Source organism: Phnomibacter sp. (assembly GCF_036803085.1).
Classification (GTDB): Bacteria; Bacteroidota; Bacteroidia; order Chitinophagales; family Chitinophagaceae; genus Phnomibacter.
Genome location: NZ_DAIRUZ010000002.1, coordinates 555,969 through 581,703, shown reverse-complemented (window position 1 = coordinate 581,703; position 25,735 = coordinate 555,969). Strand labels below are relative to the sequence as shown.

At 47.2% G+C, this 25,735-nt stretch carries 20 protein-coding genes; 8 read left to right on the top strand and 12 right to left on the bottom strand.

Features of this window, described 5'->3' with window-relative positions:
• The first annotated feature begins 214 nt into the window (after positions 1-214).
• Together V7Q13_RS06230 and V7Q13_RS06225 are read left to right on the top strand one after the other, a co-directional pair.
• Positions 215-2,245, top strand: a complete 2,031-nt coding sequence (locus tag V7Q13_RS06230; RefSeq protein ID WP_333799816.1) for a histidine kinase — start codon at positions 215-217, stop codon at positions 2,243-2,245.
• The gene (locus tag V7Q13_RS06225; RefSeq protein WP_333799815.1) at positions 2,238-2,999 is read left to right on the top strand and encodes a LytR/AlgR family response regulator transcription factor; all 762 of its coding nucleotides are present in this window, start codon (positions 2,238-2,240) and stop codon (positions 2,997-2,999) included. Before V7Q13_RS06230 ends, V7Q13_RS06225 begins: the two co-directional genes overlap by 8 nt.
• Here the strand turns inward: V7Q13_RS06225 and V7Q13_RS06220 are convergent.
• The gene (locus tag V7Q13_RS06220) at positions 2,994-3,398 is read right to left on the bottom strand and encodes a DoxX family protein (RefSeq protein WP_333799814.1); all 405 of its coding nucleotides are present in this window, start codon (positions 3,396-3,398) and stop codon (positions 2,994-2,996) included. The genes V7Q13_RS06225 and V7Q13_RS06220 overlap by 6 nt on opposite strands.
• Before the next feature lie 64 nt (positions 3,399-3,462).
• Here V7Q13_RS06220 and V7Q13_RS06215 point away from each other — a divergent pair, with 64 nt between their 5' ends.
• Both V7Q13_RS06215 and V7Q13_RS06210 read left to right on the top strand, forming a co-directional pair.
• Positions 3,463-4,608 carry a methionine aminotransferase gene (locus V7Q13_RS06215; RefSeq protein WP_333799813.1) on the top strand — a complete coding sequence of 382 codons (1,146 nt, stop codon included), beginning with the start codon at positions 3,463-3,465 and terminating at the stop codon, positions 4,606-4,608.
• A 185-nt stretch (positions 4,609-4,793) separates the two neighbouring features.
• Positions 4,794-5,906 (top strand): hypothetical protein, encoded by a 1,113-nt coding sequence (locus V7Q13_RS06210; RefSeq protein WP_333799812.1) that lies wholly within the window; start codon positions 4,794-4,796, stop codon positions 5,904-5,906.
• Between the two features lie 16 nt (positions 5,907-5,922).
• Here the strand turns inward: V7Q13_RS06210 and V7Q13_RS06205 are convergent, their stop codons facing one another.
• From V7Q13_RS06205 to V7Q13_RS06195, 3 genes are all read right to left on the bottom strand, one after another.
• Positions 5,923-6,786 carry an NgoMIV family type II restriction endonuclease gene (locus V7Q13_RS06205; RefSeq protein ID WP_333799811.1) on the bottom strand — a complete coding sequence of 288 codons (864 nt, stop codon included), beginning with the start codon at positions 6,784-6,786 and terminating at the stop codon, positions 5,923-5,925.
• A complete protein-coding gene (locus V7Q13_RS06200) occupies positions 6,725-7,723 on the bottom strand; it encodes a DNA cytosine methyltransferase (RefSeq protein ID WP_333799810.1) in 999 nt (332 codons plus the stop codon). Before V7Q13_RS06200 ends, V7Q13_RS06205 begins: the two co-directional genes overlap by 62 nt.
• A 70-nt stretch (positions 7,724-7,793) precedes the next feature.
• The gene (locus V7Q13_RS06195; protein WP_333799809.1) at positions 7,794-8,273 is read right to left on the bottom strand and encodes a cupin domain-containing protein; all 480 of its coding nucleotides are present in this window, start codon (positions 8,271-8,273) and stop codon (positions 7,794-7,796) included.
• A 113-nt stretch (positions 8,274-8,386) separates the two neighbouring features.
• Here V7Q13_RS06195 and V7Q13_RS06190 point away from each other — a divergent pair, with 113 nt between their 5' ends.
• Positions 8,387-9,310 (top strand): PfkB family carbohydrate kinase, encoded by a 924-nt coding sequence (locus tag V7Q13_RS06190; RefSeq protein WP_157476040.1) that lies wholly within the window; start codon positions 8,387-8,389, stop codon positions 9,308-9,310.
• 235 nt (positions 9,311-9,545) lie between these two features.
• Here the strand turns inward: V7Q13_RS06190 and V7Q13_RS06185 are convergent, their stop codons facing one another.
• Positions 9,546-10,706 (bottom strand): hypothetical protein, encoded by a 1,161-nt coding sequence (locus V7Q13_RS06185; RefSeq protein ID WP_333799808.1) that lies wholly within the window; start codon positions 10,704-10,706, stop codon positions 9,546-9,548.
• Positions 10,707-10,789: 83 nt separating this feature from the next.
• The gene (locus V7Q13_RS06180; protein WP_333799807.1) at positions 10,790-12,520 is read right to left on the bottom strand and encodes a lamin tail domain-containing protein; all 1,731 of its coding nucleotides are present in this window, start codon (positions 12,518-12,520) and stop codon (positions 10,790-10,792) included.
• Between the two features lie 59 nt (positions 12,521-12,579).
• On the opposite strand from V7Q13_RS06180, the gene V7Q13_RS06175 reads away from it, so the two are divergent.
• From V7Q13_RS06175 to V7Q13_RS06165, 3 genes are all read left to right on the top strand, one after another.
• A complete protein-coding gene (locus tag V7Q13_RS06175; protein WP_333799806.1) occupies positions 12,580-13,914 on the top strand; it encodes an MFS transporter in 1,335 nt (444 codons plus the stop codon).
• A 98-nt stretch (positions 13,915-14,012) separates the two neighbouring features.
• On the top strand, positions 14,013-14,972 hold the full coding sequence (locus V7Q13_RS06170) for a carbohydrate kinase family protein (RefSeq protein ID WP_333799805.1): 960 nt from the start codon (positions 14,013-14,015) through the stop codon (positions 14,970-14,972).
• A gap of 7 nt (positions 14,973-14,979) precedes the next feature.
• Positions 14,980-16,926 carry an alpha-amylase family glycosyl hydrolase gene (locus V7Q13_RS06165; RefSeq protein ID WP_333799804.1) on the top strand — a complete coding sequence of 649 codons (1,947 nt, stop codon included), beginning with the start codon at positions 14,980-14,982 and terminating at the stop codon, positions 16,924-16,926.
• A gap of 4 nt (positions 16,927-16,930) precedes the next feature.
• Here the strand turns inward: V7Q13_RS06165 and treF are convergent, their stop codons facing one another.
• The 6 genes from treF to V7Q13_RS06135 all read right to left on the bottom strand — a co-directional run bounded on the left by treF (position 16,931) and on the right by V7Q13_RS06135 (position 25,567).
• Complete coding sequence (treF, locus tag V7Q13_RS06160) at positions 16,931-18,568, bottom strand: alpha,alpha-trehalase TreF (RefSeq protein WP_333799803.1); 1,638 nt, start codon at positions 18,566-18,568, stop codon at positions 16,931-16,933.
• 111 nt (positions 18,569-18,679) lie between these two features.
• Positions 18,680-20,233, bottom strand: a complete 1,554-nt coding sequence (locus V7Q13_RS06155; protein WP_333799802.1) for a phosphatase PAP2 family protein — start codon at positions 20,231-20,233, stop codon at positions 18,680-18,682.
• A gap of 145 nt (positions 20,234-20,378) precedes the next feature.
• Positions 20,379-21,305, bottom strand: a complete 927-nt coding sequence (locus V7Q13_RS06150; protein WP_333799801.1) for a hypothetical protein — start codon at positions 21,303-21,305, stop codon at positions 20,379-20,381.
• Between the two features lie 188 nt (positions 21,306-21,493).
• Entirely contained in the window at positions 21,494-22,819 is a 1,326-nt protein-coding gene (locus V7Q13_RS06145; protein WP_333799800.1) for a vanadium-dependent haloperoxidase, read from the bottom strand.
• Between the two features lie 100 nt (positions 22,820-22,919).
• Positions 22,920-23,474, bottom strand: a complete 555-nt coding sequence (locus tag V7Q13_RS06140) for a hypothetical protein (protein ID WP_333799799.1) — start codon at positions 23,472-23,474, stop codon at positions 22,920-22,922.
• A gap of 56 nt (positions 23,475-23,530) precedes the next feature.
• Positions 23,531-25,567 (bottom strand): glycosyl hydrolase family 95 catalytic domain-containing protein, encoded by a 2,037-nt coding sequence (locus V7Q13_RS06135; RefSeq protein WP_333799798.1) that lies wholly within the window; start codon positions 25,565-25,567, stop codon positions 23,531-23,533.
• Between the last annotated feature and the right edge of the window lie 168 nt (positions 25,568-25,735).

Here is a 25,735-nt window from a genome sequence, read left to right as displayed (position 1 = left end):
TTTCTGAGAGGGGTGAGCAAATGATGCAAGGGTGAAACTATGAAGGCCATGAGCAGCAGGCAATGGGCGTTGAGTATTGTGCAACATGAAGCGTAGCATTGTGCATAGTTGCCTGAGAATTTGCTGCAGCCTGTCGTTTTCTCAGTGAGTGTTACCAACTGCTCAATGCATATTTGTTGCCTGCAGCAGATTCTTGTACATTGCTGTTTACACTATGAAAGCTGTTTGTTTTCTTTTTGCATTGTGGTACTGTTGTGTTGGCCGTGTATCAGCGGCCGATACCATTGCTGTGGCTGCAATAGATGGCTACATTGCTTTGGAAAAGCACCAATCCGTGCAGGTGATGCCCGCCAGTGCGGCTTCCAATTGGCAGGAAGCTGCGCTGAGCAAAGCATGGCTCCCTGTTGATTCGCAATGGCTGAGCCGTGGGCAGAAAGATATCTGGCTGAGAGTTGTGCTGCACAACAACAGTTCCAGGTCGCAATATTTATACATCACACATGGCAGTAGCGATAGTTTTGTATTGACAGTTCAATATCCTGATACAGTGCTACAGCTCTTTTCCGGCGATTACATCAATAGCAGCGGATTACAGTTTGATGACGATAACAATTCAAATGGATTTTCTTTAGCAGCAGGAGTAACTGCTACGGTGTATGCCAAAGTGTACAACGAGCATGCACACTTGTACTTTCATAGTTTTTATTTAGAAACACCTGCTTATTATGATGCAAGCCTTGTGACGGCTTATGCTGAAGATAGTCCGCCAGCTTTGTACCATGCTGTTGTGTTAGGCTGTCTGGTATTTAGTCTTTTTTTCATGAGTTTTTTGGGCTGGTGGTTCAAAGAAAAAAGCTTCATGTATTACGTGATGTACATAGCTGGTGCACTGCTGTATTTATTGCCCAAAACAAATAGTACATACAGCTATGCAGGTAAGCTGGTGTTTCATGTAATGCCCTATTACCTGCAGGTAAGCGAAGGATTACAATACGTTTTTTATGCAGCTTATGTAGCATTTGGCGCCAGCCTTGTCAATGCATTTGCTTATCGTAGGTTGAGTGTGTACATCAAAACAGTTATTGCTGTGTTTTTGCTTTACGCAGCAAGTATTACCGTGTACCAATTTGCTACACATACTTACCTGCTGCCTAACTCGGGTTTTGTGTTGATTCGGTTGTTGAGTTATGTATTGTGTATTGTAGCGGTAGTGTGGATAGTGCTACAGGTAAAGAGTCCGCTGAAAAAGTTCTTCATGCTGGCCAGTGTCATTTTTATAGCATTTACTGCGTGGGCAGCTGTGAGTAATTTGTATCGTTCTGTCGATCCGAAACCGTTTTTTTACATCACCCCTATGGTGGCGTTAAAAACGGCAGTGTTGTTAGATAGCATTGTGTTTGCAGCAGCCCTCGGTTACAAAATGTATCTAACAGAAAAAGAAAAGCGTCAACATTTTCAATCGTACATACAACAGCTGGAAGTGAATGAACAACTGGTGCGCAACATGAATGTGCAGTTGGAGCAAACGGTGGCAGAACGTACAGCAGAACTGGAAGCGCAAAAAGAAAAGCAATTGCGATTGGAATATGAACGACAATTGGCACAACTCGAAATGCAATCGCTGCGCAGTCAAATGAATCCGCATTTTATCTTCAATAGCCTCAACAGCATTCGCTATCAAATACAAACAGCGCAGTATAAAAATGCCAGCGACTACCTGATGCGTTTTAGCAAATTGCTTCGGCTAACATTGGAAAACTCAAGACGGGAAACTGTGACACTGGCTGAAGAACTGGCCCTTACACAACTGTACCTCGATATTGAAGGCCAACGCTTTGGTGATACGTATCGTTATCATATAGAAGTGGCTGCGAATATTGATACCGATGAAATTGTACTGCCACCTTTGTTGCTGCAACCCTTTGCAGAAAATGCTATCAAGCATGGATTGATGAACAGCAACAAGCCCGAAAAAATGGTACGCATTAGTGTATCGGAAGTGCCCGGTGGTTGTTGCATTTGCATAGAAGACAATGGCGTAGGCAGGCAAGCCAGCCAGCTGCGAAAACAAGAAGGCGGACTGGAGCACCAAAGCCTTGGCATGAATATAACCATGGAACGGATGCGGCTTTTCGGTTTGCATGAACATGTAACGCTAACGGTTCAGGTAGAAGATATTATTGTAGATGAACACATTAACGGAACCCGTGTTGTAATCACTTGTAAACAACCCACACATGTTTAAAGCTATTCTTATTGATGATGAACTGCATTGCACGGAATCGCTGCGATTATTACTAACTGAACACTTTGGCGATCGCATCAGTATCAGCGGTACGTTTAATAAACCTGCCGAAGCATTGCGCTACTTGCTGGCACATAAAGTTGACCTCATTTTTCTGGACATAGAAATGCCGGAAATGAACGGCTTTGAATTGCTGAACAAGCTGATGCCTTACGAAGCAGATGTGGTATTTGTAACAGCGTACGATCAGTACGCCATCAAAGCTTTTAGCTACAGCGCCATCAGCTACTTGCTCAAACCCATTGATGATGATGATTTGAAAACCATGCTGGAAAAATGGTGGGAGAAAAAACACAAGCTCATTACTGCTTCGCAAATAGCCCTGATGCAGGAAGTAATGCAGGCGCAGCACAAACCCAAAACCAAAGTAGCATTACCAACAGGTGAAGGCCTGGAGTTTTTAGAAATTGCGAGTATCATCCGCTGCGAAAGCGACAACAACTACACCCGTATTTTTTGCAACGATAAAACGCAACACCTCATTTGCAGAACTTTGAAAGATGTAGAAAAAGTGTTGTCGGAAAATGGCTTCATCCGCATACACCAAAGCCACCTCATCAATCCACAGTACATGCGCAAATTATTGCGCAATGACGGTGGTAGTATCGTTATGACAGATGGTTCGGAATTGGCCATCAGCCGTACCAAAAAAGACCGCATTATTGAGCTGCTGTCGGGGGTAGAAAAATTATGATGTTGTAGTGGTTGTTTTGCAACAACGATAGGCCCACCACAATAGCAATGGATGCACAATCAATAAGCGAACCCATGCTACCCAAACTGGTACACACAAACCGTTGGGGTCGAGGCAGCCATCTTTTTGTATCATCCAGATATGTGCAGGTACAAAGGCCAGCAACATGGCCATAATGCCCCATGCCGCCCATCTTCTGCTGCGGGCATTTATCAAAAACAGCGCCAACACTACTTCAGCTACACCGCTCAGGTTGTTGAGCAGAATTTTATGGCCGAGATAGTCAGGTATCAACGGTAAATAAAACTCAGGAACCCGAAAATGATTGATGCCTGCCAGAAAATAAGCAGCCGCCATCAGCCATGCACTCCACGGTTTTTTTTGTGTAGCTTCTTGCATAAAAATTCATCAGACCAGCATCGATTACTGACCATTCGTTTTGATAATCCTATAGGTTTGCTACATGATGTTACAATCCAAACTGCCAAATGTTGGCACCACCATATTTACCGTCATGAGTGCTTTGGCTACGGAGCACAACGCCATCAACCTTGGTCAGGGCTTTCCCGATTATCCCATGGATGAAGCATTGACCGATTTGGTGAGCAAAGCCATGCAAGATGACTACAACCAATATGCACCCATGCCCGGGCATTTGGCACTGCGGGAAGCCATTGCCCAAAAAGTGCAGCGGTTGTATGGCACTACCATTCATCCCGATACAGAAATTACCATTACACCCGGCGGTACCTATGCCATCTACAGTGCCATCACTGCTGCCATTGGCCAAGGCGATGAAGTCATTGTGTTTGAACCTGCCTACGACAGTTACATTCCGAACATTGAAATCAACGGTGGCAAAGTCGTTCGCATACCATTGCAGTTTCCCGATTACAGCATTGATTGGGCGGCGGTACGCAAGGCCATTACACCACGTACCAAAATGATACTGCTCAATTCGCCACACAACCCCACGGGTGCTGTGCTGAGCGAAGCCGACATTGCACAACTCCGTAGTACGGTAGCTGGCACCAATATCCTCATCATGAGTGATGAAGTGTACGAGCACCTCATATTTGATGGCCGCCAACATCAGAGCATGCTGCGCTACCCCGATTTATACGAACGCAGCTTTGTGTCGTTTAGTTTTGGTAAAGTGTACAACTGCACCGGTTGGAAATTAGGCTACTGCATAGCACCGCCTGCTTTTACAAAAGAGTTTCGGAAAGTACATCAGTTCAATTGTTTTAGCTGCCACAGCCCGGCGCAGGTGGCACTGGCGCAGTACCTGCAGCCGGAAGAACCTTACCTACGCCTGAGTGGTCAGCTACAAGCCAAGCGGGATTATTTCCGGCAGCTCATGCAAGCCACACCTTTTGAAGAAGTGCCATCTTTTGGCAGCTATTTCGAAATGTACAGCTATGCCAACATCAGCCATGAAAGCGATACAAACATGGCCATGCGGTTGGTGAAAGAATGTGGTGTGGCCACCATACCTGCATCGGCGTTTTATGTAGATGGCGATGATCACAGAGTGTTGCGTTTTTGCTTCGCTAAAAAAGAAACGACGCTGGAAGCAGCTGTAGAACGGTTAAAGAAAATGTGCTGATTAGCCCCCTGCCCCCGGAGGGGGAAATTTTGCAGAACACTGATGGAGAAGATGAAAGTAGATTTTCAAGGATGCTTACTAACATCTAACATCTTCTTCCCACCAACCATCAACCAACAACTGCCAACCATTCGCAAGGCAGATGCATAAATGCCCTACCTTTCCATTTCTTTTAAACCTGCGTTATGTTTATTGTTCGTAGCATTTTGCCAAAGCTTGTGGTGGCTGTTTTTTCGATAGCTGTGTTCTCTTGCAGCAGTCCTGATCCTTATACGTCATTAACTGCGGAAGAAGCCACGAAGTTTGCGCAGGAGCTTGAGCAACATTTGGCAAAAGACGATGCATCTTTTTTGAGCGATAATATTGATGAAGAAGCTTTTCGTCAATGCTTTGCCGATGCGCTGTATATGGAAGCTAACCATCCGGATATCCGCAACCTCGATATTTTCAGAGATGCCAAAAAGTTGGGTTCTACTATTGTACAATCAAAAGGAAAGTCTGGTCATTACCGATTGCTGCGTATGGTACAGCAAGATGGCAAGCAAGTAGCCCGGTTTAGGTTATACACTCCTGAAGGCGGCCTCAACTATCACGACATGATATTGATGAAGCGGGACGGCAAAGTGAAAGTGGCAGATGTATTCATTTTTATGACAGGTGAAACACTGGCCGAAACATTTGCTCAGGAAACCAAATTTTTGCATAGCGGTGGCGGCAAAATCAATCAGCACAAGGCTTACTACATGGAACTGAAAGAAGACATGCAGCAAAAGCAAAGAGAAGGTGATAACGAGGGGGTGCTGGCGGTATTTGATGCCTTGCCCGGTGCTGTGCAAGCCTGGAAAACGACCCTGCTGCCCGCCATACAAGCCAGCCGTTTATTGGGCGATACTGCCCGTGAAACCAAACTACTGCAGCAATATCAGTCCTACCATCATACCCCTACCGACAGGTGTATGCTTCAGCTGATTTATCATTCGTTTCGCTACAATTATGATAGTTCGATGGTTAAAGTCAACCAACTTGATTCGCTGGTGGGCAAAGACCCGTCATTGGATTTTCACCGGGCTATTATGGCGCTAAATAATGATGACCGCAAAACCTGCATTGCACTACTCGAAAAACTATATCCTACTAAGGCAGTTTTTGGCGATGTGTTGCTCTACCTCGCCGGTCTCAAGTGGGTAGATGACGATGTGGATGAAGCCAAGAAAATTTTCAGGGCCTACCGCAGCATGCCCGACTACGATGCCGCCAAAGAAGCAGACATGATGCGGAATGTGAAAGCGGGTAGCTGAGTGGAAAATCTTGGAACTAAACAGCAAGGTCTAATGGCAAATCAGCAATATCCTTAAGTCTTTTCCCATCTACCATAATGTTTAGCATATTCAAAGCCTCATCGTTTTGACTATGTAAGACTGCATTTTGCAATTCAGGAAGTGCAAAATGATAAACACAGTCGATATCACCTGTTCCTAATGCAATGGATGCTAATCGACTAGGTGTTGGTTCACCGGTAACCACAACAATATGAGGAGACCTTCCCTTTCTGTTTCTAAGTAAATTCAATGCTTCTGATCTTGCATTCTGAGCCCTGTCACTTCTTAGCGTCCATTTGGTTGAAATGCTTGCATGAAGAAAATGCGAGACCCCAGAAATCAACCTTAAATCAGATAGTAGCGCAAGATGCTCATCTACAATTGGGAATGGTTTATTGATATTGCTGTCAGCTTCTCTTTCTCTAGTAATTATCACGTCTGGAGATATGGAATAGTCATTGCCTAATGAGGCCGCTAAAGAAACATTTTGTTTAGAGAGCTTGCTTAAAGTCTCTAAATGTTCATATTGAGTGTAGGAAGAAATTACGTCTCTTCTACGAGAACCAACTTTTATAATATCCCATTTTCCTGGCCTTAAATGTTCAAGTTTTAAGAATGTGTTAGTCAGGAAACTTGCAACCGCATTTTCAAACTTGTTACCCGATGATTGGCCGGATAATCTCGCTCCATTATTTGCAGATAATTGGTTTGCAATACTAGTGGCAAAATCAACACTAGATTTTTGGTCTTTATCAGCATTACTTGGGATACCATTTTTATCTATAGTCAAAATATCATTAAGAAGCGACTGGTGAAACTTGCTTCTTTCTTGCTGTAGCAGTGTTGATTTTCTTTTCATTTTGTTGAGTTAGCGAGGATACCAAAGCTTTGAAAATTTCTTTTCCAATTGAGGCAGCAACAGGAGGAGGAAATGCATTTCCTACTTGCCGATAGGATGCGGTTTTCTTACCAGCGAAACGCCAAGAATCAGGAAAGCCTTGGATTCTTGCTGTCATACGTACTGTAAGTTTGGGGTTGCCGGTAAAATCCTTTAGGGGCGCTTGGTCGGCTATGCCTGATCCATCAACTCCTAAAACTGCCCAAGATTTTTTTGCTCTTGTTGGGCCAAGGTCGGGACCTCCATGTTTTTTTGAACCGCCAACCAATGTGGGTGCAATTGTATTTGCAATCTTTTTCCAAGCTTCAACATCTTTCCATCCGTTTTCACCCATTAAATCGTACAGGCATTCTCCCACTGTTGGGGCTTCAACAATATTTTCAGGCCAATTGAAATGTTTAATGATATTCCTTTTAAAAGCAACTAAGATTGTTCTGGGTCTTAATTGAGGAACCCCGAAGTCTGATGATTGAATGAGCTTCCATGAAGATGAATAACCTAAGTCTGCAAGTTGAGCAATGATGGCTTTCCTGTATGATTCAAATTTCGGATCAAAAAGTCCCCTCACATTTTCAAGCATGATAGCTTTTGGCTGAATTTCATTCACCAATCGTAATGCTTCGGGAAATAAATCCCTTTCATCGTCATTTCCTAACTGCTGACCTGCTACAGAGAAAGGAGGACATGGAACTCCACCAGCAAGTAAGTCTACCCCTTTGTAACGTTTTCCAGAAAACTTACGTAAGTCGCCTTGAACAACATGCCAATGCGGTCTATTTAAAACCAATGTTTGGCAAGCGTGTTCATCAATCTCTACTAAGCCTACATGCTCAAATCCTGCCATTTCTAGCCCTAGAGCTTGTCCGCCACCTCCTGCACATATTTCTAATGAAGTCATTCGTTTGATTTTTGGGCTGCTAACAATATTAGCAAACAAATATCTATTTATTCAATAACAGTTTGTCTTTTTATTGCCGGGTCAGTCTTTCAATCAACACCCGATGTGCTGGCATAGCGCTGCTCAATGCCGCAGCGGTTGCCAGTTCAAAATCGGCAAAATCGAAACCGGGTGCCACCGTGCAGCCCACCAGTGCATAGCCAAGCGGGCCGCTTGTTTCACTGGCAAACCAATGCCCGGCGGGTACCATGCCCTGCTGTTGCTCGCCATCGCCCTTGCCCAGTTTAATGCAACTGTAATTGCCCTCCGGCGATAGCACATGCACCAGCACCGTATCGCCTTCGTAGTGGTGCCAGCCTTCATCGCTGGCTATGCGGTGAAAGGCGGAGAAATTGCCCGCCGTTAGCAAAAAATAAATGGCCGTGCTCATGGGGCGTGGGCCATTGGCCGTGGCCACCAGCGTGGCGCTGCGGTAGGTTTCGGCATAAAAGCCGCCTTCGGGATGGGGCAGTAGTTGCAGCTGTTGTACGAGGGTGTCGATGCGGTTCATGCCGGCAATTTGCACAAAAAATCGGGGCCGCGGCACAATCCTGAAAGGCTTTGGCTTCAAAGTAGTTTCTTTGCACGGCCAAATTTCAAAACGGCCGGTAAAACATTTACTCTATGTCATTAATTGTGGTAGGCACCATGGCGTACGACGCCCTTGAAACGCCCTTCGGAAAAGTAGACAAAATTGTAGGCGGAAGCGCCACTTATGCAGCCTATGCCGCTGCCAACTTTGTACAGCCCGTACAGCAAATCAGCATTGTGGGCAATGATTTTGAAGAAGCCATTCTCGACGACCTGCACAGCCGCGGTGTACAAACCGACGGTGTAGAAAAAGTGGCCGACAAGCCTTCTTTCTTTTGGAGCGGTCGCTACCACCTCGACATGAACAGCCGCGACACGCTGGTGACAGACCTGAACGTGCTGGCCGATTTTAACCCGCAGGTGCCCGAATCGTATCAGGGCAGCGAGTTTTTGCTGCTGGGCAACCTGATGCCCAAGCTGCAAAAGCAAGTGATAGACCAACTGACCACCCGCCCCAAACTCATTGTGCTCGACACCATGAACTTTTGGATGGACACCGCTTGGGACGATTTGATGGTAAACCTGAAATTGGTAGACGTACTGCTGGTAAATGATAGCGAAGCCCGCCAGCTTACCAATGAGTTTAGCCTGGTAAAAGCGGCCCGCAAAATCATGGACATGGGTCCGAAATACCTCATCATTAAGAAGGGCGAACATGGAGCTTTGCTCTTCCACGAAGACCATGTGTTTTTTGCACCGGCGCTGCCGCTGGAAGATGTGTTTGACCCCACTGGTGCCGGCGACACATTTGCCGGTGGCTTTATGGGCTGGCTAGCCAAAACCGGCGACATAAGCTTCCAAAATATGAAGACCGCTATCATCGTAGGTTCGGCCATGGCTTCTTTCTGCGTAGAAAAGTTTGGCCCCCAACGCATGCAGGAACTCACCAAAGCAGAAATTGATGCCCGCATTCAGCAGTTTGTGAATTTGGTGCAGTTTGATATTGAGCTGGTGTAGGAGTTAATGTGCCAATTGGCTAATTAGCAAATGTGCTAATGGAATATAGGGGAGTGAATTGGTGAATGAGTTGATTGGTTAACTGGTTAACGAGTGATTGGTAAAACTCCTTTGTGCTGCTTAGTGTATGCTTTGCGTTTTAGTGGTTCAGAAAAAGTGAATAGGCGAGTATCCGCCAATATAAAAGAGAGCAGCTATTGATGGGCTGCTCTCTTCTTTTTGTACAATCTGTTCATCAATTATTCAGCTGCCCTCGCAAGTGGCTCAATATGTTTTGATACATTTTTTCAATCAGGCGTTGTTCCATTAGTTCTTCATCGCGGTTGTTGCTGTTGCGTGGCGCATTAATTAGTTCCCAATCCTGGTTGCTCAGGGCACCGGCATCGCCTTTGTAAGTAGCCCAGCTGGTTTTAAACGAGTAGTTCTCGTGGAAGCTGCGGTTGCTGATGCGTTCGTTATTGTCATCGTCCATAATGCGGAGCTCCAGTCTGCCAGTAGCTGTGTACGTTACTTCTGTAACAGTTAAAGTAGCGGTCAGTTTTTTATAGATGGGCCGGCCAGCGGTATCCTTACCAATTTCTGCTTGTTTTTCAACGGTGCGGTCGTAGCGGTTGCTGCGGGGATTGTCCATTTGCAACTGCGTCCACACAGGTTGCACGGTCCAATTGGGGCGAACGTTTTGCCGCTGTATATCCCAGCTATTGTACACCCGGTACCAGCCGCCACTGTTGTAGCTACGGCCTAAATCATTTACCAGTTGCTCACTCAGGCGGGGTGTGCTACCCATATTGTTGTTGCCAAAATTGTTGTTGCTATAGCGGTTGTTGTAGTAAAATCCTTCTGCACTCAGCGGGAGTATCACAGCGTTTATGATGCCTTGCTCTTTGGCTTGGCGCATGAGTTGGCGGGTGTTTTTATAATCGGGCATCCACTGCTGTACTTTGGTGAGTGAGCGGTAGGCACGGCGGGCACTGCGCCAGTTGTTGTCATCCATCCACTCCGCAGCTTGCTCGTAATGGCCGCTCACCAATTCGAGTTTTGTTTTTTCAATTTCAGCACCCACAGTGCCGGGCTTCAGCAGGTTGCTCACGGTGCTGTAACCACGAATGCGATCATAAAACGATTGCAGATTGATGTAGTAGCCCAGCAAAGATTCTTTTCCTTCTAAAGTGCTGCTGTATTGGTACTGCGTAATGCCTGCCTGGTATTGGTTGTGCAGATAATCGTAGGCAAATTTTACCTGGTCGGCTATGTATTTATCCGAAGGATTGGCGCTGTATTCCCGAATCAGTTTTTCGAGTTTTTTCTCAGTGATGTTTTTGTCTTCGTAAATGCTTTTGCTGCCGCCGCAGGCCATCAGCAATGCCGCAAAGATGAAAGTGTAGAAGTATTTCATGCAGGTAGTTTTTTGAAAGACGCAACAACGCCGCGGTTGTTAGTTACGGCCTTGTTAAGGATCAGTATTCTCTACAAATTTGGTTAGAATTTTTTGGCAATGGTCACGGTGTTTTTAAACACCTGCCGCTGGCCTTGCAGATTGAATATTGCTGTAAAAACAATGTAGGTGCCCACGGGTACTTTTTGCAGTTTGTCATTCAATCCATCCCAACGAAAATTGCCACTGATGCCGCAGGTGGCATTGCGCTGCAGCACTTTTACAGGCCGGCCTGCAGCATCCATAATGGTAATGTTGGCCACATAACCCGGCTGCGCAAACTGATATTGAATCAATGCAAAATCTTCGATGCCATCATTGTCGGGGCTAAAGATGACAGGTTGAATGCTGATGCTGGCCGTGTTGGCTACGGCTGTTTTTTGTTGGCTGTTGGCAGCGGTAGGCGTGCCATAGCCCACCGTTTTGGCAGCACTCGTCCAGTTGTCTTTGTTGTTGGAAGTGGCATTGGCATCAATGCGTTCCAGTGCAATGCCTTCTTTGTTGTTGATGAGGGCAAAATGCCAGTTGTCGTCGTAGGTTACTTCATCCAGTATGCGGCCGGCGTTGTTCAGCAACAGCACCGTGCCTTTGTCATCGGGATAGGAAGGCATGCTGCCCGCAATTTTCACCGATAGACCCGGCTTCATCACCGTGTATTGCTGTGCTACAATGGCGGGGTCAGCACTCACCACCAAATACTCCTGCGGAAACAATGGAAAATTATCAGTGAGGATGCTGCCGAAAGTACCAACGCTGCCATTGCTGCTGCGGTTGGCCAGCACCAATTGCTGCACGTTAATAATCTTGTTGCTGCGGTTGTAGAGCTCTACATAATCTACGCCCTGCGGGTTGGGGTTGAAAAGGATTTCATTTACCACCACATCGTTGCTGTCGGCAGTGCTAAAGCTGCCCAGCTTCACCCGGCTGAAATTATTATCTACCGCATTGCCGCTGCAATCAGTTACGTTGTTGGCATCTACGGTGTAAATGGTATTGCCCATCAACGGAGCACTCAGCAACAGGTTTACCCGGTTGAAGAATGGTGCTACCGGAGTAGCGGTTATTACATTTATGCCATTGGAAATTTGGTAATTGCTGCTGGTAGCCAACCGGCTGCTGTCCATGGTTTCATCAAATACCAATTGCGCTACCAACACGGTGGAGGCTGCAGCATACAACAACCGCGGAGCACGGCTATCGGCATTCACTTTATTGGCACTGTTAATGGCACCGGGCGTACCACCTTTCGCATCGGTGCTGGCGGTCCAGTTGCCGGTGCCGGTGCAGGCATTTTTTACATCTATCATTTCCAGCGTCCAGCCGCCATCGGCTTTTATCGCATTGTTGTACCAACTGCTGCTGTACGATACCGCATGCATCACACTGCCATTGGGTGCCAACAGCATGAGCTCATCTGCATCGTTGCTCAAACTGGGAAAACTGGTGACGCTGATGGTGCGGCCAAACACACTCAAACCGGCAACTTGTGAAGCGGTGCACACTACCACACAACTATCGGGTGCCAATAGCAAAGAGGGCATGGCACCACTGGCAGTGCTGCCAGGTTTTTGCAACCGAAATCCTTGCAGGTTGATGGCCGTTGAAGAAGCATTGCGCAGCTCAATCCACTCCGCATTGGGCAAGCCTATTTGTGGCGTTGGATCGGCCATTATTTCTGATATCACAATACTGTAACGAGACTGTGCCAAAATGTTTTCACTGCAAACGATTGTGCAAACGATGACCAGCAACAGCCATGGGAATTTTCCTTTCATAGTCCGTATGAAAATAGCACACTTAGGTATATTCAATTTTAAATTTTGATTGCCTGCTTATGTCCATCACCAAGCCCCGCTTATCGTTTTGGCAAATCATCAACATGAATGTCGGGTTCTTCGGCATTCAATACAGTTTTGGTTTGCAACAAAGCGCCGTCAATCCCATCTACGATATGCTGGGCGCCAGTCCTGATGAGATACCACTGCTCAACCTAGCCGGTCCTATGACGGGCTTGCTGGTGCAGCCCATCATTGGTGCTCTCAGCGATAAAACATGGAGCCCTCGTTTTGGCCGACGCAAGCCGTATTTTTTTATTGGCGCCATCATGTGTAGTCTGGCGTTGTTTCTATATCCGTTTAGCAGCAGCTTGTGGATGGCCGCAGGTTTGCTCTGGATTTTAGACGCCGGCAACAACACCGCCATGGAACCTTATCGTGCTTTTGTGGCCGATAAACTGGATGTATCGCAACAGCCCACAGGCTTTCAGGCACAAAGTTTTTTCACCGGCTTCGGGCAAACATTGGCCAACCTGTCGCTCTTCATTTTCCCCATGATTTTTGTAGGCACAACGGGCAAGCTGCCCACCTGGGTGTATGCCTCATTTTTTCTGGGGGCGGTGTGCAGCATCGCTTCCATTTGGTGGAGTGCCCGCACCACACCGGAGATACCGCCTACTGAAGAAGAGTTGGTACACATGAAAGCAACACCACTCAATGTATTCTCTCCTTTTGTAGAAATTATCAGCGCCATTAAAGACATGCCCCGCATTATGTGGCAGCTGGCATTGGTGTATTTGTTTCAGTGGTATGCTTTGTTTTGTTACTGGCAAAACAGCAGCAAGAGTATTGCACAATCCGTGTTTCATACATCGCCATCCGAAAATCAAACCTTGTATGAAGAAGCGGTGAGCTGGACAGGCCTGGTAAACGGCTGGTACAATATTGTGACGTTTTTATCGGCTTTTGCCTTGGTGTGGTTTGCTAAAAAATATTCGCCCAAGCTGGTGCATTTTGCCTGCCTCATGTTGGCTGGCATTGGTTTTCTCGCTTTTCCTTTTATAGAAAATAAATACCTGCTTTTTCCTGCCATTACTGGTTTTGGTATTGGCTGGGCCAGCATGATGGGTATTCCTTACCTGATGGTGGTGAGCAATATTCCGAAGGAACGCTATGGTGTGTACATGGGTATCGTCAATATGATGATCGTTATTCCGATGATTTTGCAAAACATCACATTTGGCTATGTGCTCAAACATTTTTTAAACAATGATCCGGGCAAAGCCATTGCACTGGCAGGTGTGCTGTTGCTACTGGCTGCAGCTGCCACTTTGCTCATGAAACCTAAACAACCAACCGGCGATATTGTGATGCCAGTTGGCGGCGGTCATTGATTCATCTCTTTATTTTTTGCCATGAAAAAAACATTTTTCGCTTTATTGATGATGGGTGACACAAAGCCATTATTTGTGCTTTTATAACAACGAATACGATGAATAAAAAAATTGTATTGTGCATAGGAGAAGCGCTGATTGATATGATTTGCACCGACAAGGGCAAACCATTATCGGCCGGCGAAAACTTTTTAAAAAAAGCGGGTGGTGCACCTGCCAACGTGGCTGCGGCCATTGCAGCGTTGGGCGGCAGCGTAGACATGACCGCCAAAGTAGGTGTCGATCCTTTTGGGCAACACCTGGTAGACATGCTGCATGACATGGGCGTAAATACAAGGTACGTGTTTCGGGATGCAGCGCATTTTACCACGTTTGCTTTTGTATCGTTGATGGAAAATGGCGAACGTGATTTCTATTTTAATCGTGGTGCCGATGGTCAGTTGAGGATTGATGATTTAGCACAGATTAACCTCGATGATTTTTCCATCATTCATTTTGGCAGCGCCACTGGTTTTTTGCCCGGGCCATTGCAGGCGGCATATGTACACCTGCTGCAGCAGGCATTGCAACGAAACATTTTGGTAAGCTTTGATCCCAATTATCGGGAGCTATTGTTTGGGCACAACAAGCCTTCGTTTGTAGAGCAGTCGTGGCCATTTTTAAAAGCAGCACATTTTTTCAAACTCAGCGATGAAGAAGCAATGCTGCTCACCAATACAAATATTGTTGAAGAAGCCGCTGCGCATTTGTTGCAAACAACCAGCGGTGTATTTGCCATTACCCTTGGTGCTGCAGGTACTTTGCTGGGCATCAACGGACAAACGCAACTCATAGGTAGCATACCCGTGAAGCCCGTGGATACAACCGGTGCCGGCGATGCTTTTGTAGGTGCTGTGCTGTATCAGTTATCGCAGCTATCGACGCAAGAGCAACAATCACTGGATGCAACAGCATGGCAACAAATTGTACGCAACGGCAACAAAGCCGGAGCCCGAACCTGTGAGTACATGGGTGCCATGGAAGCTTTTAAACACCTCAATAAAAATATATTCGGATAAAGAGCTCATGTACAACCATCCCCTTCATCAGCAGGTAAAAGAAGTGTTGCAAAAAGCTGCTTTGGCAAATGCAAAGGCAGATAATGATATGGCAGTGCGGCTCATAGCCAATGCGGCCGATATGCAGCAGTTGTTTCAGCAATTGTATGGCCACCGTGCCGATACCGGCCAGCACTTTGGTGCACTGTTGCAAACAATAGTGGCGGCACACCAGCAACGCAGTGCGGCCCTGCAAATGCGGGATGCCGCAAAGCAAGCGGCAGAGGCCTGGTTTATCAGCAACGAACTGGTAGGCATGAGCTTGTATGTAGACCGGTTTGCAGGTAGCCTGCCACAGTTGGAAACCAAACTTGATTATCTGGAAAAACTGGGTGTAAACCTCCTGCACCTGATGCCCATTTTTGAAAGTCCTGCCAATGAAAGTGATGGTGGATATGCGGTGTCTGATTTCAGAAAAGTAGATACCCGTTTTGGCACGTTGAAAGACCTGCAACAGTTGCAGCAAACCTTGCAGCAGCGGGGCATGTACATGATGCTGGACATTGTGCTCAACCATACGTCGCATCGCCACGAGTGGGCCGAAAAAGCCAAGCAAGGCGATCCATTCTACAAAGACTTTTTCTACTTCTTCCCCGATCGTACGCTGCCCGATCAATACGAACAAACCATGCCGGAAATTTTTCCGGAAAGTGCCCCCGGAAGTTTTACATGGGTGCCCGAACTGAACGAGTGGGTGATGACGGTATTTCACAACTACCAGTGGGATTTGAATTATAGTAATCCTGCAGTGTTGGTGGCCATGCTCGATACGATTTTCTTTTACGCCAACTTGGGTGTTGACGTACTTCGGATTGATGCACCAGCATTTATCTGGAAACAATTGGGCACTACGAGCCAAAATTTACCACAGGCACATGTGTTGTTGCGTCTCATCAAACTTTGTGTGCAAACCGCAACACCGGGTATGGCACTACTGGGTGAAGCCATTGTAGCACCTGCTGAAATCATGAAGTATTTTGGCACCGACAGGTTTACTGCCCGGGAATGTGATTTTGCATACAACGCTACGCACATGGCATTGCAATGGGATGCCATTGCTACCGGCGATACAAGAGTGATGCTGGCGGCACAGCATGAATTGCTGCGCAAACCATACGGTACTTCGTGGATTACCTACACCCGCTGTCATGATGATATTGGGCTGGGCTATGATGATTACATGATACATGCGGCAGGCTTCAATCCATGGGAGCATCGCCGTTTTTTGAAAGATTATTTTTCGGGTGTGTATGAGGGTTCACCTGCTACGGGTGCCTTATTTGCCGTGAATCCGAAAACACAGGATGCCCGCATCAGTGGTTCGCTGGCTTCGCTTTGTGGTTTGGAAACAGCACTCCGCAACAACGATGCCGCTGCTATCGACATGTCGCTGCGCAAAATTGTACTCATGCAGGCGCATCATTTTTTCATGGGTGGTTTGCCCATGCTGTTTTATGGCGATGAAATTGGTTGCATCAACGATTATACTTATCTCAACGATAGCGGCAAGAGTTACGACAACCGATGGATGCATCGGCCCATGATACAATGGGACAGCATCGACATTGATGATACAGCAACTGTGGCAGGTAAAGTATTTGCCGCTACACAGCAGTTGATTGCTTTGCGCAAACAGTTGGAGATAGTTGCCGATAGAAGCAACCTGGAATGGATGACGCCGCACAACATACATGTGGCGGGTTATGTACGGCATTTACCCAATCGGCGTTTGTATTGCGTCTTCAATTTTTCAGATAAAGATGCCTGGCTTACCTGGTATGCTTTTCGGGAAAAGGGCATGCATTTTTCCCGCATGAAAGATCATGTGTCGGGCCAGCAGTTGCCCGTAGGCAGCGACAGGGAATACCTGGTATTGCCTGCCTATGGGTATATGTTGTTGGAGGGGGTGGATTAGGGGCTTACTGTGTTATCCCATACTTCTTCATCAGCGCCAGTAGCACACCGTTGGTCCAGCCGAAGCCGTCTTGCGAAGGATATTCACCACCGCCGGCATCGAGTTGGGTATTCACCACATTGTACTTTTCCATGAGCTTGCCGGTGCGCATAAATACACCTACGTTGAGTTGGCACCAACGTTGGGCAATGTCTTTGGCCAACGCTTTTTCATTGTTGCGGTCCAGCGCCCAAATGCTCATCCACTGCAGCGGTGCCCAACCATTTGGCGCATCCCATTGCTGATGGCTGCTCACAGGTGTGGTCAATATACCGCCATCTTTCAGTAAGTGGTTTTGCAATACTGATTTTGCGGTTGACATTTTTCCTTCCAATAATTGCAGGGGCAACAATGCAAAGGGGAACATACCAGCTGCTGTAATGCGTTCAAGCTGCGTTTGGTTGGCAAAATGATAGTCGGCATAGTAGCCCAGCGTTTTGTTCCAGCAATATTTGTTGATGAGCAATGCCCGTTTGTTGGCCTTTTTGAGAAAGGCCGTGCTTTGTGCCTGCACACCACTCACTTGGTAAGCACGGGCTATCACTATTTCTAACTGATACAACAAACTGTTGAGATCCACCGGAATGATATTGGTGGTTTCGATGCTGTGAATGTGTTCGCCATCGGCAAACCAACGGCTGCTGAAATCCCAGCCACTGGCTGCACCAGCCCGCAGGTGGCGGAAGGCATTCGACCGTAACTGACGCCGCATTTTATCGGCAGCTTGTTGCGAAGCAAAACGCATGGTCATCATTTTGTTCATCGCAAATGTGTCAGCCGTTAGCATGTCTTCGCGGTAGCTTTCTTGCCGTGGTGTGGCGTTGTCATCCCAGTAGCGGTTGAGTATTTCGTCTTTGCCCATTTTTACCACCGCAAACTTTGCGTTGCCGGTGGTTACACTATCGCTGCCCCGCATCCAGTATTGATATTCTTTCAGCAATGCCGGTAAATATTTTTTGTACATCTCTTTGCCTTTGATGCCTGCCAGTAATTCTACCATCAATGCAAAAAAGGGCGGTTGCGAACGACTTACATAATACGACCTGTTGCCATTAGGAATGTGGCCATAGGTTTGAATGAGGTAGGCAAAATTGTCAATCATGTTTTCGATGGTTTGCACCTCGCCACTTTCTTTCAAACCCAGCATGGTAAAGTAGGAATCCCAATAATAAATTTCGCGGAAGCGGCCACCAGGAACGATGTAGGGATGTGGCAATGGCAACAAAGATGAAGCCCCCTTGCCCCCGCCGGGGGAAATAGAATTTGGTTCTCTTTTCAATACGCTCCACAAATTTTGGATGTGCATGACCACATCTTTTTCCTGCGTTACATAATTCAGCTGTGGTACCACAGGCAGGTTGAAATTGTCTTCCACAAATTTTTTCAAATTCATGTTGGGCCCTTTCTGCAAGCCGTAGTCGTACATGATGTCTTTCACTGGTCGCTTGGGTGTGCAGTCCACAAAGGTTTTACCATCAGGAAAAATGCGCTGCATTTGTACTTCGTGAAACAGATTGCCATACAACTGATCGGGGGTAATGATTGGTTGTGCTGCAACAGAAAAGCCGGTCATCAGGGCCATAGCAAGAGCAATGTTTTTCATAGGTCAGGCATTCGATAGATAAGCCATGAAGGTAATGTATGTAAGGGGCAATAACACAACAGCATGGGCCGTATTGCCCATGCTGTTATAAAAAGACGAAAGGGAAAATGTTTACAGACCAGCGCCGTCGGCTTTGCCTCGTTCTACTGAAAAGCCGCCCACACGGTTGCCGCAAACCAATCCTTGTTCGCAGTCGCTCCGGTAGTGAATGGCACCATACATGCGGCTCACACTCGCTTCCTGTGCCATGGCTTCATAGTCGCTTTGGCGTTTGCTGTTGAGGTAGCTTAGCACTGTGGCGGCAGATCCGCTAAAGGTGCTGTGGCCACTGGTATACGAAGGAAAGTTGGGTAAGCCCACCACCGTTTTTATCCTGTTATCCATTTGAAACGGACGTGGATTGAAGTAGGTGTATTTGGCATCCCAGCAAGCAATGGCTGCATCCATCATGGCCGTGTTGAGCAGAGCCAGGTTACGTGCCCAGCGTACTTCACTCAGTTGCATGCTCACAAAGTCTTCGCAGGCAATGGCATTCCAGTGGCCGGGAGGTGTGTACGTGCCTACACCATCGGCCCAAAACTGCGCAATGCGAATTTGCTCACGGCTAGGATTTTTGGCAAAGTTGTAAATCTCTTCCAACTCTTGTTTGAACTGCGGACTGTTGGTGCTGGGTGGTGCAGGAGGACGAATAGCTACCAATGTAGCGCTGTCGAAATTCCAGGTACGAACTCTACCAAAATGCATGAGCATGCCGGGGCGCTTGGGGCTTTCCTGACTAATCCAGGGCACTTCGCCACGGGCAATAGTTGCCTGGCGCATGCCGTCTTCTATGAGCAAACTACCGGCTGCTTGTCCGGCACGGTCGGCACGGGCACGGGCCACAAACTTGAGGGCTACTGCACGGCCCAATGCATAACCGGCATCCAGATCGCTGCGTACATTGGCACCACTGGCCAGGCGGCTTTGTAAATGTTCATTGATTTTATTTTGTACAAATGCCTGCTCACCCGGAAACAACAGCTTCATCATTTCCCACATTACACCAGCTACAGTAGCATCTTCGCTGGGAAAGCTGGGTAGGTCGCTGGTGGGCACTAACGCTTGCACAGTTGTGTTCACGTTATACGGTGCTGCACGGTTATACAATTTTTTGTAATGATAGCAAGCTACCAATGCATCGTAGGTGGCTGCACTGATGTACGCATACGCTCTGGCTGCATACGGTGGATTGCTGAAAGGAAAGTAAGGATAGGCCAACGGATTGTTAGCATCGGGAGCAGGGTACAGGCCATCGGCATTGTTTACCGGTGGCAAATTGTATTTGGCTACCAGTTGGCGGGTAAGTTCGTTCCAACGCAATACGGCGCCGGCACTCCAGTATTGCAACGCTTCTTTGTCGTTGGCTTTCATGGCAGCCTGCACACTTTTTATCTCATTGATTTGTGCGGTATAATCGGGGCCGGTTGGTGCAGCAGGTGCTGCCACAGCTACTTCATCTGGTGCAGTGAGCAAAATGGTTTTCCAAGTGCCTGCATTGATGTCTGTGCGGGCAGGGTTTAATGCAGGAAATTGTTGGCTTACATCGGTCACTTCTTTGCTGCAACCGACCAGCAAAAGCAAGCAAGCCAGCAAGGCAGATGATGTAAAGGATATTTTTTGAGGCATGGTAATTTGGTTGAGTTTTTTTGAAACAAGCAGAAGCAATACTATCAGCTTCGTTGTGTCTCCCGATAGCTATCGGGACCCTTGTGCTACAGTGCATGTAGCATCAGGCAACGAAAGGAGAGGATTGCACAACTGATGTGCTTCATCATTTTTTTGTGTTGTTGTTTTTTCCAAACTGAAAAATCCAGGCAAGGCCGGCGTACAGCGTGGTGCTTTGCCCCATGTTACGTCCGGCGATGGTATAGTTACCACCAGCCAATACAGTCAAGGGTTTCAGGCCCACTTCTTCTTGCTTAAAGTGTACACCAACTCTGGTAGCATTCATGCGGTTGCTGATGAAGGGCATGTTGTTTCTCGTCATGTCGAAACCACCCTGTGTGGTCATGTTGTCGAGTACGGCTTCGGCTACCATTTTGTTGGTACGATAGCCGAGGCGCAGGTTCCACTGCGTTACGTCGGGCATGGCTACCTCATTGCTGTAATGCATTTGCGTGGTGTAATAGGCTGTTCTGTCGAGCCTGGCATTGCTGCGCAACACGTAGGTCATGCTGGCGGTAGCAAACCACTTGTTGCGGATTACATCTACCATCAACCTGGCATGGCCATTGGTACTGCCCATGCCAATGCTAAAAGGCAACATGTCTTTGCTGTAATTGCTAAGGGGTGTACTTACGCCGAGCAAGCCTATCACTGATAGTTGTGTCTTGCCTAATTGTTTAGTAACGGGTTTGTATTTCAGCCAGAGGCTGCCATCCTGAAAGCCACGTTGTCCTTTCCATTGGCCGGCACTGGGGTTAGTGATAACGTAAGGAAGATTGTAAAACACGGCCACGTTTTTGCGAATGCCATACATGCCCATGAGGCTGATGGATTGTGTGGTAACAGTTCCAAGGTTGGGATTGTCTCTTTTGAGAGTGCCTTCCCAATAATTTTTCCAGCTGTTGTGCATATACATAGGGCCGGTACACAATTGGCCTTTGCCCATAAACAGGGCATCGATATCCATTTGAGCCTGCAGGCTATGTGTTGCACACAGCAACAGGCATAATATGCCCATGCGTATGTGTTGCATGATGGTAATTTTTTTCTGATGGATGAAAGGAGAAAACAAACAAATGCCTGCAAGATGGCCGATACATGATGATGGTGGGCATACATACATGTGCGTTGTGTGCCTTAATATATGTTATGCTTATTAATGTAAGCTACATATACAGTTTGTGCCAATAGCGCATTGCACCCGTTTGTTTTCTGTAAAACTTACTTTTTCATGTTGAGCCTGGTTGCTACCAGCTCACCTACTTTTTTGCCGTAATCGGTACTTACCAGGCACGAAGGATGAAAGTGAATACCACCATAAAAACGGGCCAGGTTGTTTTCTTCCGCAGCATGTCGGAACGATTTGAAGCTGCGGCTGTCAATGCCAAATTCCAGTTCGGTAGTATCGGTATAGGCGAAGTTGTCGCCAAACACTTTTGTTAATACTTCGGCGGCAGCAGCACTGGTGGTGCTGTGGCCACAGGTGTACTCGGGAAAGGCCGGTGTTTGCAATAATGGCCGCCATTCCGGATCAACATATTTGTTGATGACTGTTTCGGGCCTTGCATAGTTGCTGCGGTATTTTTCATCCCAACATTGGATAAATGCATCAAAATTGGCAATGGCCGTAATGGCGTATGCATACACGGTTTCGGCAAAATCTACTTTTGCTTGTTGCGCAGCTATGCCCACAATGCCCATCCAGTGGCCGGGAGGCGAAAACTTTTTGGTACTGAACATGACGTGGCCGCTTACGTTCAGTTTAAAAGGGTTGTCGTCCCAAAACCAGGCAATGTGTTCCTGTTCTTTGGTCATTGTTTTGCTACTATCATAAATGGCCATTACTTGTTTGTAGTAGGGGCCATTTTTATCGTTCATATTAAAAGGCGGCGGTGGTGGTGGCGTAAACTGGTTGGCACTGTCCATCACCAACGTACGAATCATGCGCCAGTTGGGTTCGGCAGCATCGGCATACATAGGTGGTGTGGGTACCCAACGGCCGGGCACATCCATCACCGTGTACTTTTGTGCACCTCTTGTTTTGGCATAGTTGTCGCCCTTGCTCCAGGCAATAAGTGCTTTGGTAATGGTATCGGCAAATGCTACGCTTTGTTTTTCTTCTTCTTTGGGCAATCCTTTGTCTCGGGCTACCTGCAATATGCTGTCGCGGTACTCTTTCATGCTGCCTTCAGGAAAAGTAACGGCTTCACCTACTTGCATGAAAGTTAAGATAGCTGCCAGTTCAAAATTCACTTTATCGCCTTGTGGTTTGGGCATGGCGGTGAGATCATTGATTTGACCTGCAAGAGAATTGAATCTGGCAGGGTTGCCCGCTGCTATTACTTCGTATGCAGCAATGGAAGCATAACTGTAGTTGCGTGATGCTACAATGGGTGGAAAGTTATTGCCCATTACCACACTGTTGAGCTCGTATACCACCTGGCTAAACAGTTGCGGATTGCTCAGGTAACTTTTATATTCAGTAGAAGAAGAAGTACAGCTTGCCAAGAACACAATGGCCAGTACTCCGCCAAAAAGCTTTTTCATAATGTCGGGATCGATAGTAGAATAAAACAAGAAATGTTGATGCATTACACAATGCATCGGGTCGCTGCAAAGTAGACAGCCGGCAAAAAGCAAAACATAATTAAGATTGGCTTTCCGGAGGAATAATGATGCTGCCAATAACCAGTTGTTGATGACTGGCCGGCTCTTTGGCGATGGGCGAATGTTGGGCTGCTACCCAATGTGCCAGCGACCATTGATTGCTGGCATCGTCGTAGTCGCCTATGTAATTGCTAACGAAAATCGAGGTTGATTTTTTGCTGTTGCCGGCATGGTCGGCATCGTAAGCCAGTTTGAAAAAGGCATCCCGTGCATTGAGTACGGTTTGCTTTTGTGTATTGGGCAGGCAGCGAACATACATGCGGCCGTTTTCCAACTTGCGTTCTACATAGCGGTAATGAATGCCATCAATCACCACATCACCTTCAAAGTGCTCCCAGTTGCCCCAATTGGTGGCGTATGGAATGTCCATGGCAACACTCATCTCAATCAATTCCTCCGGTGCAAATTGGCCTTCATCAATACGAGCTTGTGACTGCACATCGGCACGGTGCTGCAACCAACGGGTGAGCCCCTGATAGCCTACACTGTTAAACAGTAGTATGCCCAATATTCCTATGGCAGCTAGTCGTTTCAATTAAAAGCAAAATAGGTTTTTTATCAGTAGCAAGCCCGATTTTGTTGCTGGCATTTTTACTTCACTACAAAACTTTGTTTGTTGGGTCCAACGCCAGTAATGGTAAGGCTTTTCCAATGGGATGGCAGCAAGCCTTTTTGTTGCACAATCCCGTTGTCAGTTATTTCTAATCCACCAAAACCCATGAGTACACTTTGCAAAATGCCGCCGGCACCGGTAGCAAAATAAGGGTTGGTGCCGCCCTTGGTTTCGGCTATCACTCTGAAGGGCGGATTGAGGTTGGGCAGGTACGCATCTTTAAACCAGTACCAGGCTTTGTCGGCATTTCCGAGGCGGGCATGCAGCAGCGTAAATACGGCTTGCGTCATGGCGGGAGTACCCTCGTTGGGTACCCGGGCACTGTAGTAGTCGAGGTCGGCTTTTATTTGCTTCGGGTCGGTTACTTCTTTCAGCGGATAGGCCAGCAGGTTTACATCCGCCTGCTTGATGCCTTCACCTTTGTACGCTTCATGTTCTTTGGTAATACCATTTTCCCGCAGGATGGGAATGTTGGCGGCCACCTGTGCCCAGTCATTGTTAGCAGGTATGCCCAGCAATGCAGCTGCTTGTGTGGCAAACTGCAAATTGGCTTTGGCCGCGGCATTGGTAAAAGCATTGTTGTTTACATTTTCGGCCCACTCATCGGCAGCTACTACATTGTTGATGTCGTAATGTCCGGGCCCGTTTCGCTCTACTCTCGATGCCCAGAAGTCGGCCGTTTCTTTCAGGATGGGCCAGCCTTTTTCTCGTAGCCACTGTTTATCTTGCGTTACACGGTAATAATTCCATGCAGCAATGGCTACACATGCAGTAATGTGTTGTTCAAACGGACCGCTGAGTGCCCACACCGGTGTTTCTTCTACGCCTGTTTCGGCACTCTCCCAAGGAAACATAGCGCCTTTGTACCCTTTGCTGAAAGCATTGCGTTTGGCCGTTTCCAATCTTTTAAAACGGTACTCCACCATGCTCTTGGCAATGGCGGGTTGCATTACCAGCAATGCAGGATACATCCACAATTCGGTATCCCAAAACACGTGGCCGTTGTAGCCCAGTCCGCTCAGGCCCATGGGCGATGGAGAGAGTGCTGTACCCTCACGGGTAAAAGAATACAGGTGATACAACATGCTGTGAATGTCTTGCTGACTTTGTGCATCGCCTTCAATTTGAATATCGCTTTTCCATAGCTCTTGCCATGCTTGTAAATGGCGCTGCAACAAGCGGTCGCGGCCTTCGAGTTTAGCAAAAATGGTGAGGCGTTCCGCTTCATTCAGCGGATCATCGTGATGCGCCGAAGTGATGGAAGAACCTGTGATGGAGAAGCGATAGGTTTCGCCGGCTTTCAGCGTTTTGCTAAACTTCATCAGGTGCATGTTGTTGTCCCACATTTCATGAATCACTCGTGGTTCGTGGCCATGCGTTTCACTAAAAATGAAACTGTTGCTGGCACACATTTGCATTTTACCCGTGGGGCTTTGGGCCGATGAGGTGAGCAATGAAATGACCACATGCGGCCGGTCGATTTCGTTGTAATAGTTCTGTACGTCTTTCAGCAAATCCGGCGCTGCCATTACACTGGCGGCACCCAGTTGAATGTCTTTTTTTGGGGTGATGGTGACGTCCATCAACACGGTGTATGGCAAATGACGCAAGGCATAATACGTGTAGCTGATGCTGGCTTTATCGGCATGATCGAACCTGCCGGTAAAAGCCGCCTGCTGCATGTTGAGCTCTTGGGTAAAATTGCTGATGTTGTTGGCATCAATGCTGCGGCCATCAATTTCAACCCGCATGTTCAGCAGGTTGAAGCTGGGGATGAAATTGCTCACCCTGCCACGGCCATAGGTATCGTAAGCACCGGCCAGCACTACGTCTTTTACCTTGAAAGGTTCCGGAGCACTCACAATACCAATCATGCCATTGGCAGCCGTAATACCGTAGTAATTGGAAGCCTGAATATTATTGGCCGAAATTTTCCAAGGGTCTTGTGCAGCCAACGGTTGGCTGTTGGTAGCAAACAACAACAAGGCCGTAGCGGCATGCAGTAATTTTTTCATAGCAAGCAATAACTGGTTCAGTTGCTAAAGTAATACAACGGTTTTCTGTAAAACGAATTGGCTGTTCTTTACAAACAAGATATTGTTCACTGCAAAGGTTTGAAGACAGCAACCCAATGAGAACCGCATACGCAACCATGCAGCATTGTATATTCGACATTCGAAAAT

Bases quoted from the DNA above. Each gene is read 5' to 3' on its own strand.
- V7Q13_RS06145 (WP_333799800.1), bottom strand. From the start codon at position 22,819: ATGAAAAAGCTTTTTGGCGGAGTACTGGCCATTGTGTTCTTGGCAAGC.
- V7Q13_RS06180 (WP_333799807.1), bottom strand. From the start codon at position 12,520: ATGAAAGGAAAATTCCCATGGCTGTTGCTGGTCATCGTTTGCACAATC.
- V7Q13_RS06170 (WP_333799805.1), top strand. From the start codon at position 14,013: ATGAATAAAAAAATTGTATTGTGCATAGGAGAAGCGCTGATTGATATG.
- V7Q13_RS06200 (WP_333799810.1), bottom strand. From the start codon at position 7,723: ATGACTTCATTAGAAATATGTGCAGGAGGTGGCGGACAAGCTCTAGGG.
- V7Q13_RS06185 (WP_333799808.1), bottom strand. From the start codon at position 10,706: ATGAAATACTTCTACACTTTCATCTTTGCGGCATTGCTGATGGCCTGC.
- V7Q13_RS06135 (WP_333799798.1), bottom strand. From the start codon at position 25,567: ATGAAAAAATTACTGCATGCCGCTACGGCCTTGTTGTTGTTTGCTACC.
- V7Q13_RS06150 (WP_333799801.1), bottom strand. From the start codon at position 21,305: ATGCAACACATACGCATGGGCATATTATGCCTGTTGCTGTGTGCAACA.
- V7Q13_RS06190 (WP_157476040.1), top strand. From the start codon at position 8,387: ATGTCATTAATTGTGGTAGGCACCATGGCGTACGACGCCCTTGAAACG.
- V7Q13_RS06165 (WP_333799804.1), top strand. From the start codon at position 14,980: ATGTACAACCATCCCCTTCATCAGCAGGTAAAAGAAGTGTTGCAAAAA.
- treF (WP_333799803.1), bottom strand. From the start codon at position 18,568: ATGAAAAACATTGCTCTTGCTATGGCCCTGATGACCGGCTTTTCTGTT.
- V7Q13_RS06215 (WP_333799813.1), top strand. From the start codon at position 3,463: ATGATGTTACAATCCAAACTGCCAAATGTTGGCACCACCATATTTACC.
- V7Q13_RS06205 (WP_333799811.1), bottom strand. From the start codon at position 6,786: ATGAAAAGAAAATCAACACTGCTACAGCAAGAAAGAAGCAAGTTTCAC.
- V7Q13_RS06220 (WP_333799814.1), bottom strand. From the start codon at position 3,398: ATGCAAGAAGCTACACAAAAAAAACCGTGGAGTGCATGGCTGATGGCG.
- V7Q13_RS06195 (WP_333799809.1), bottom strand. From the start codon at position 8,273: ATGAACCGCATCGACACCCTCGTACAACAGCTGCAACTACTGCCCCAT.
- V7Q13_RS06155 (WP_333799802.1), bottom strand. From the start codon at position 20,233: ATGCCTCAAAAAATATCCTTTACATCATCTGCCTTGCTGGCTTGCTTG.
- V7Q13_RS06225 (WP_333799815.1), top strand. From the start codon at position 2,238: ATGTTTAAAGCTATTCTTATTGATGATGAACTGCATTGCACGGAATCG.
- V7Q13_RS06175 (WP_333799806.1), top strand. From the start codon at position 12,580: ATGTCCATCACCAAGCCCCGCTTATCGTTTTGGCAAATCATCAACATG.
- V7Q13_RS06230 (WP_333799816.1), top strand. From the start codon at position 215: ATGAAAGCTGTTTGTTTTCTTTTTGCATTGTGGTACTGTTGTGTTGGC.
- V7Q13_RS06210 (WP_333799812.1), top strand. From the start codon at position 4,794: ATGTTTATTGTTCGTAGCATTTTGCCAAAGCTTGTGGTGGCTGTTTTT.